This is a genomic window from Halopseudomonas sp., from assembly GCF_038130085.1.
Lineage (GTDB): Bacteria > Pseudomonadota > Gammaproteobacteria > Pseudomonadales > Pseudomonadaceae > Halopseudomonas.
In genome coordinates this window covers 342,120-348,487 of the sequence record NZ_JAYPMU010000001.1, presented here as the reverse complement: position 1 = coordinate 348,487, position 6,368 = coordinate 342,120, and the positions used below count along the sequence as shown (strand labels likewise).

Annotated in this window: 7 protein-coding genes; 5 read left to right on the top strand and 2 right to left on the bottom strand. The window is 60.0% G+C overall.

The genetic code is table 11. The features are described 5' to 3' along the window. Window positions 1–94: 94 nt before the first annotated feature. Together ahpF and ahpC are read right to left on the bottom strand one after the other, a co-directional pair. The gene (gene ahpF / locus AAFM31_RS01575; RefSeq protein ID WP_341706133.1) at window positions 95–1,678 is read right to left on the bottom strand and encodes an alkyl hydroperoxide reductase subunit F; all 1,584 of its coding nucleotides are present in this window, start codon (window positions 1,676–1,678) and stop codon (window positions 95–97) included. Between the two features lie 102 nt (window positions 1,679–1,780). Further along, complete coding sequence (gene ahpC / locus AAFM31_RS01570) at window positions 1,781–2,344, bottom strand: alkyl hydroperoxide reductase subunit C (RefSeq protein ID WP_341706132.1); 564 nt, start codon at window positions 2,342–2,344, stop codon at window positions 1,781–1,783. A 272-nt stretch (window positions 2,345–2,616) separates the two neighbouring features. On the opposite strand from ahpC, the gene moaC reads away from it, so the two are divergent. The 5 genes from moaC (at window position 2,617) to hemN (ending at window position 6,281) form a co-directional block, all read left to right on the top strand. Beyond that, window positions 2,617–3,096 (top strand): cyclic pyranopterin monophosphate synthase MoaC, encoded by a 480-nt coding sequence (gene moaC / locus AAFM31_RS01565; RefSeq protein ID WP_341706131.1) that lies wholly within the window; start codon window positions 2,617–2,619, stop codon window positions 3,094–3,096. Continuing rightward, on the top strand, window positions 3,093–3,341 hold the full coding sequence (locus tag AAFM31_RS01560) for a MoaD/ThiS family protein (protein WP_341706130.1): 249 nt from the start codon (window positions 3,093–3,095) through the stop codon (window positions 3,339–3,341). The genes moaC and AAFM31_RS01560 overlap by 4 nt, the downstream gene beginning before the upstream one ends. A gap of 1 nt (window position 3,342) precedes the next feature. After that, window positions 3,343–3,810 carry a molybdopterin synthase catalytic subunit MoaE gene (gene moaE / locus AAFM31_RS01555; protein WP_341706129.1) on the top strand — a complete coding sequence of 156 codons (468 nt, stop codon included), beginning with the start codon at window positions 3,343–3,345 and terminating at the stop codon, window positions 3,808–3,810. After that, on the top strand, window positions 3,811–4,806 hold the full coding sequence (gene moaA / locus AAFM31_RS01550; RefSeq protein WP_341706128.1) for a GTP 3',8-cyclase MoaA: 996 nt from the start codon (window positions 3,811–3,813) through the stop codon (window positions 4,804–4,806). It begins immediately after the preceding gene. A gap of 95 nt (window positions 4,807–4,901) precedes the next feature. Then, entirely contained in the window at window positions 4,902–6,281 is a 1,380-nt protein-coding gene (gene hemN, locus AAFM31_RS01545) for an oxygen-independent coproporphyrinogen III oxidase (RefSeq protein ID WP_341706127.1), read from the top strand. The last annotated feature ends 87 nt before the right edge of the window (window positions 6,282–6,368 follow it).

Here is a 6,368-nt window from a genome sequence, read left to right as displayed (position 1 = left end):
CTCATTAAACAAAAGCCCCCGCCTTTCGGCTAGGGGCTTTGTCAGCAGTCTGAACCGCCCAATGGGCGGTTTTTTTGTCTGCGGCGCAGGTGTGTCAGGCCAGCTCAGCTTCTGCCTTATTGACGGTCGCCGGATCCGGGGTGCGGATCAGGTGATCGAAGGCAGCCAGCGATGCGGTGGAACCGGCACCCATGGCGATGATGATCTGCTTGAACGGCACAGTTGTGACGTCGCCCGCAGCAAATACGCCTTCCAGATTGGTTGCTCCACGGCTGTCGATCTCGATCTCACCGAAGCGGGTCAGATTCAGGTCGCCGCCCTTGAGCCACTCGGTGTTCGGTACCAGACCGATCTGGACGAAGATGCCAGCAACGTCGACCTGCTTGAGCTCATCCGTGGTGCGGTCCTTGTAGGTCAGACCAACAACCTTGTTGCCGTCGCCACGTACCTCGGTGGTTTGGGCGCTCTTGATGATCTCGATGTTGGCCATTGAGCGGGCCTTGCGCTGCAGGACTTCATCGGCACGCAGGGTGTCGGCGAATTCCAGAACAGTCACGTGCTCAACGATACCGGCCAGGTCGATTGCCGCTTCGATACCTGAGTTGCCGCCACCGATGACCGCTACGCGCTTACCCTTGAACAGCGGGCCGTCGCAGTGCGGGCAGTAGGCCACGCCCTTGCCGCGGTATTCCTGCTCGCCCGGCACGTTCATTTCCCTCCAGCGCGCGCCGGTGGCGAGGATGACTGTGCGGCTGCGCAGGGTTGCGCCGCTTTCCAGGCCGATCTCTACATAGTCACCGGTCTCAAGGCTGGCAGCCTTCTGCTCGGTGATGACGTCGACATCGTATTCCTTGACGTGCTGCTCCAGGCTGGCAACCAGCTTGGGACCCTCGGTGTAGGGAACGGAGATGAAGTTCTCGATACCGACGGTGTCCATCACCTGGCCGCCGAAGCGCTCGGCAACGATGCCGGTGCGGATGCCTTTGCGCGCCGCGTAAATGGCAGCAGATGCGCCGGCCGGGCCGCCACCGACGATGAGTACGTCGTACGGTGCTTTCTCGTTCAGCTCCGCTGCCTTGCGCTTGCTGGCGCCGCTGTCGACCTTGTTGACGATCTCAGCCAGCGTCATGCGGCCTTGGCCGAAGGGCTCGCCGTTCAGGTAGACCGACGGCACGGCCATGATCTGACGCTGCTCGACTTCATCCTGGAACAGCGCACCGTCAACCATCACGTGGGTGATGTTGGGGTTAAGCACAGCCATCAGGTTCAGAGCCTGCACCACGTCCGGGCAGTTCTGGCAGGACAGCGAGATATACGTCTCGAAGTGGAATTCGCCTTCCAAGTTGCGAATCTGCTCGAGCAGGGCAGGGTCCGCTTTGGAGGGGTGGCCGCCGGATTGCAGCAGCGCCAGTACCAGTGAGGTGAACTCGTGGCCCATCGGGATGCCGGCGAAACGGATGCGCGGGGCTTCGCCGGCGGCGCTGACGGCCATGCTCGGGGTGCGCTGGTCCGCTGCGGCGATCAACTCGATCTTGCCGGACATGTCGGCGATTTCGGCCGCGAGTTCATGCAATTCTTTGCCCTTGGGGCTTTCGTCTACGGACACGCTGATTTCAATCGGGTTAACGATGTGCTGCAGGTACGTGTCCAGTTGTTTCTTCAGATTGGCGTCCAACATGTGCGTGTCCTTTGAAAATTGGGTCAAATTCTGGGCATAAAAAACCCGGCCCGCCGACTGCGAGCCAGGGGCTGCGCAGCGGGCCGGGTCATCAGGCCGATCTTAGATCTTGCCTACCAGGTCGAGAGAAGGAGCCAGAGTGGCTTCGCCTTCTTTCCACTTGGCCGGGCAAACTTCGCCCGGGTGCGCTGCAACGTACTGAGCAGCCTTGACCTTGCGAACCATGTCTTCAGCGTTGCGGCCAATGCCTTCGGCAGTGATTTCAACAGCCTGGATCACGCCCTGTGGGTCGATGATGAAGGTGCCACGGTTGGCCAGGCCCTGATCTTCGCGCAGGATTTCGAAGTTGCGGCTGATCTGCATGGTCGGGTCACCGATCATGGCGTACTGGATCTTGCCGATGGTTTCGGAGCTATCGTGCCAAGCTTTGTGGGTGAAGTGGGTGTCGGTGGAAACCGCGTACACTTCAACGCCCATTTTCTGCAGCTCAGCGTAGTGATCAGCAACGTCGCCCAGTTCGGTCGGGCAAACGAAGGTGAAGTCAGCCGGGTAGAAGAAGAATACGGACCACTTGCCTTTTACGTCGGCTTCGGTCAGGTCGAAGAACTCGCCGTTCTTGAATGCAGAGGCCTTGAACGGTTTGATTTCGGTGTTGATGACGGACATGTAGTACTCCTTCTTGAGTCGTTTTCGTCGATGGTTGAGAAGACGAGGGCCATGTTATGCGCCCAAGCCAAATACTTAAAATAAATTTCAACTAAACCGTGAATAGCTTTTCGCTATATAGGTGCGCTGCGGACAATTTCAAGCGATCAGCGTTCACGGCCTGAATTGTGCGTTGGGATGTGTGACCGTTGCAGGTGCAGTTGGTTCTTCGGGCTGTCAGCGGCAGAGGATTGCAGTAAAGTAGCCAGCGAAGACCCAACCGGACTTACTTTATGCTTACTCATCTGGACGCACAAGGCCGCGCCAGCATGGTGGATGTCACCGAAAAGGCTGTTACCCATCGTGAAGCGGTCGCTGAAGCGCTGGTGCGCATGCGTCCTCAGACGCTGGAAATGATTCAGAGCGGCGGCCATCCCAAGGGCGATGTCATGGCGGTCGCCCGCATTGCTGGCATTCAGGCCGCCAAGCGCACGTCCGATCTTATTCCCCTTTGCCATCCGTTGATGCTCACCAGCGTCAAGGTTGAACTCAGCGTCGAGGCGCCGGATCTGGTGCGCATTCAGGCGCGCTGCAAGCTGGCCGGTCAGACCGGCGTCGAGATGGAAGCGCTGACCGCGGCCAGCGTTGCCGCACTGACGCTGTACGACATGTGCAAGGCCGTTGATAAGGGTATGGTGATCGAAAGCACCCGGCTGCTGAGCAAGAGCGGCGGCAAGAGCGGAGATTTTCAGGCAGAGGCGGGTACGGCGTGATCGAACTGCAGTTTTTCGCCCGTTATCGGGATGCGCTCGGCAGCAGCGGAGAGCAACTGGCCTGGACGCCGGAACTGAGTACCTTGCAAGACTTGCGTCAGCATTTGCTGGCGCGTGGGGAGGCCTGGCAGGTGTTGGCCGAACCGCGGCTGATGTGTGCACGGAATCAGGAGCTGTGTGCCCTCGATACACCGCTGGCCGATGGCGATGAGATCGCTTTTTTTCCGCCGGTTACCGGGGGCTGAGATGCGGATTGAAGTGCAGCAGGCCTGTTTTGATCCGGGCGAGCGGTTAAATCAGCTGCACGCCGATCAGCTTGGCGTGGGCGCGGTGGTTGGCTTTGTTGGCTACGTGCGCGACTACAACGACGGTGACCCGGTCGCCGGCATGTGGCTGGAGCATTATCCGGGCATGACTGAGAAGGCGCTGGCCGGCATCGTCGAACAGGCCATGGCGCGCTGGCCGCTGCTGGATGTGCAGGTACTGCACCGCGTCGGTCAGCTTGACCCGGGCGAGCCGATCGTGTTCGTCGGCGTTGCCAGCGCACACCGTCAGGCGGCCTTCGAGGCTAACGCCTTTATCATGGATTACCTGAAGACCCGCGCGCCGTTCTGGAAGCGTGAAAGCACGCCGAAGGGTGAGCGTTGGGTTGAGGCGCGTGATAGCGACGAATTGGCGCTGTCTCGCTGGAAAACTGACCAGTCGGAGCGTTGAATGACACCGCAGACGTTGCAGGACGGCCTGGGTAGAAGGATTGAATATCTCCGCATATCAGTGACAGATCGCTGCGACTTCCGCTGTGTGTACTGCATGGCGGAAGAGATGACCTTCCTTCCTCGCCAGCAGATTCTCAGTCTTGAAGAGATTGAGCGGCTGGCGCGGCTGTTTGTTGCTCAAGGTGTGAAGAAAATCCGGCTCACCGGTGGCGAGCCGCTGGTTCGCCGCGGCGTGGTTGACCTCTGTGCTCGCATCAGCGCGTTGCCCGGGCTGCGCGAGTTGGTGATGACCACCAATGGCTCGCAGCTGAGCAAACTGGCACGGCCACTGGCCGATGCCGGCGTGCGGCGACTCAATATCAGCCTTGATAGCCTCAACCCGGAACGCTTCAAGAGTATTACCCGCACTGGTGAGCTGCAGCAGGTGCTCGACGGTATCGAGGCGGCGCGTGAGGCGGGCTTCGAGCGGGTCAAGCTCAATACCGTGGTGCTCAAGGGGCGCAACCACGATGAGGTTCAGGCGCTAGCAGACTATGCCCTGACCCGTGGTCTGGACATCACCTTTATCGAAGAGATGCCGCTCGGCGAGGTTGGCCGCGAGCGCGGCGAGGCCTACTGCTCCAGCGACGAAGTGCGCGCCTTGCTGGCTGAGCACTACCGCTTGATCGACAGCACGGAAAACTCTGGCGGACCTGCACGCTATCTGCGCGTCGACGGCTTTCCGAATAGCCGTATCGGCTTCATTTCACCGCATTCACATAACTTCTGTGATACCTGTAATCGCGTTCGCCTGACCACCGAAGGGCGCTTATTGCTGTGCCTTGGGCACGAGAATTCGCTGGACATGCGTGCCCTGGTGCGGCGTTACCCAGATCAGGACGAACCGGTTCGCGAGGCGCTCGAGCGCGCCTTGCAGCACAAGCCGGCACGGCATGAGTTCAGTGTCGATGGCGAGGTGCAAGTGTTGCGTTTCATGAACGCTACCGGCGGCTGATGCTCTGGCCTCGGGTCTATTGACGCTGGTCAAAACCTGATTGGCGATGGCGGCGTAGGCTTTGTCTCATGCCAGAGCCAAGCCGGAGTTTCCCCATGCTGCCCACCCGTTGGGATGCCGATCTGATTCGTCGCTACGACCACGCCGGTCCGCGCTACACCTCCTATCCGACCGCCGTGCAGTTTCACGACGGTGTAAAACCAGCGGATTTTCTGCACGCGATCGACGCTTCGCGTGCGGCCAATCGCCAACTGTCGCTGTATGTGCACGTGCCTTTCTGCGCGAACATCTGCTACTACTGCGCCTGCAACAAGGTCATTACCAAGGATCGCAGCCGGGCACGGGAGTATCTGGCGAGCGTGCAGCGCGAGATGGAATTGATCAGCGCCCATCTGGGGCCGGATCAGGTGGTTGAACAGCTGCACTTCGGTGGCGGCACGCCGACCTTCCTCAGTCATCAGGAGTTGCGTGAACTCATGGGCGGGTTGCGTAGCCAGTTCAACCTGCGCGACGACGATATCGGCGATTACAGCATCGAGATCGACCCGCGTGAAGCTGACTGGACGACCATGGGTCTGCTCCGCGAGCTGGGTTTCAATCGGGTGAGTTTTGGCGTGCAGGATCTGGATCCTGAAGTACAGCGGGCGGTGAACCGACTGCAGACGCTGGAGCAGACACAGACTGTGATGGATGCGGCACGCACGCTGGCTTATCGGTCGATCAACATCGACCTGATCTACGGGCTGCCCAAGCAGACGCCGGAAAGCTTCGCGCGTACCGTCGAAGCGATTATCGCCCTCAAGCCGGACCGTCTGTCGGTGTTCAATTATGCGCATCTTCCGGAGCGCTTCATGCCGCAACGGCGGATCAACAGTGCCGATCTGCCCAGCCCGGCGCAGAAGCTGGAGATGTTCGAGAACAGCGTGCGTCAGCTGCTTGCCGCCGGTTATCGTTACATCGGCATGGACCACTTCGCGCTGCCGGACGACAGCCTCAGCATCGCACAGGAAAACGGCGAGCTGCAGCGCAATTTTCAGGGCTACACCACCCACGGACATTGCGATCTGATTGGCCTTGGGGTGTCGTCCATCAGTCAGGTCGGCGATCTCTACTGTCAGAACAGCAGCGATATCAAGGTTTATCAGGAGCGATTGCAGGCTGACGAGCTGGCGACCCAGCGCGGTTTGGTCTGCCATTCCGATGATGTTATTCGGCGGGCGGTCATCAGCCAGCTGATCTGCCACTTTCAGTTGCAGTTCAGCGACATCGAGTCGCGCTTTGGCATCGACTTCCCCGAGTACTTCGCATCCTGCCTGCCAATGCTGGAACAGATGGCGCGCGACGGGCTGATCATCCTCACCCCGGGCGGCATTCGAGTGATGGCTGCCGGGCGGCTGCTGGTGCGCTCGATCTGCATGCTGTTTGATGCTTATCAGACGGAAGCCAGTCAGCAGCGCTTCTCACGGATTATCTGACGCCGTAGTAACTCCCCGCGGCCCCGGCAGGTTGGGTGTCCCCACCGGAACGGCCTGCTATGCTGCCGGCAGATTCGGATCGCAGGG

Excerpts from the sequence above, each read along its gene's own strand:
- moaC (WP_341706131.1), top strand. The coding sequence starts at position 2,617 with ATGCTTACTCATCTGGACGCACAAGGCCGCGCCAGCATGGTGGATGTC.
- moaE (WP_341706129.1), top strand. The coding sequence starts at position 3,343 with ATGCGGATTGAAGTGCAGCAGGCCTGTTTTGATCCGGGCGAGCGGTTA.
- ahpF (WP_341706133.1), bottom strand. The coding sequence starts at position 1,678 with ATGTTGGACGCCAATCTGAAGAAACAACTGGACACGTACCTGCAGCAC.
- moaA (WP_341706128.1), top strand. The coding sequence starts at position 3,811 with ATGACACCGCAGACGTTGCAGGACGGCCTGGGTAGAAGGATTGAATAT.
- ahpC (WP_341706132.1), bottom strand. The coding sequence starts at position 2,344 with ATGTCCGTCATCAACACCGAAATCAAACCGTTCAAGGCCTCTGCATTC.
- hemN (WP_341706127.1), top strand. The coding sequence starts at position 4,902 with ATGCTGCCCACCCGTTGGGATGCCGATCTGATTCGTCGCTACGACCAC.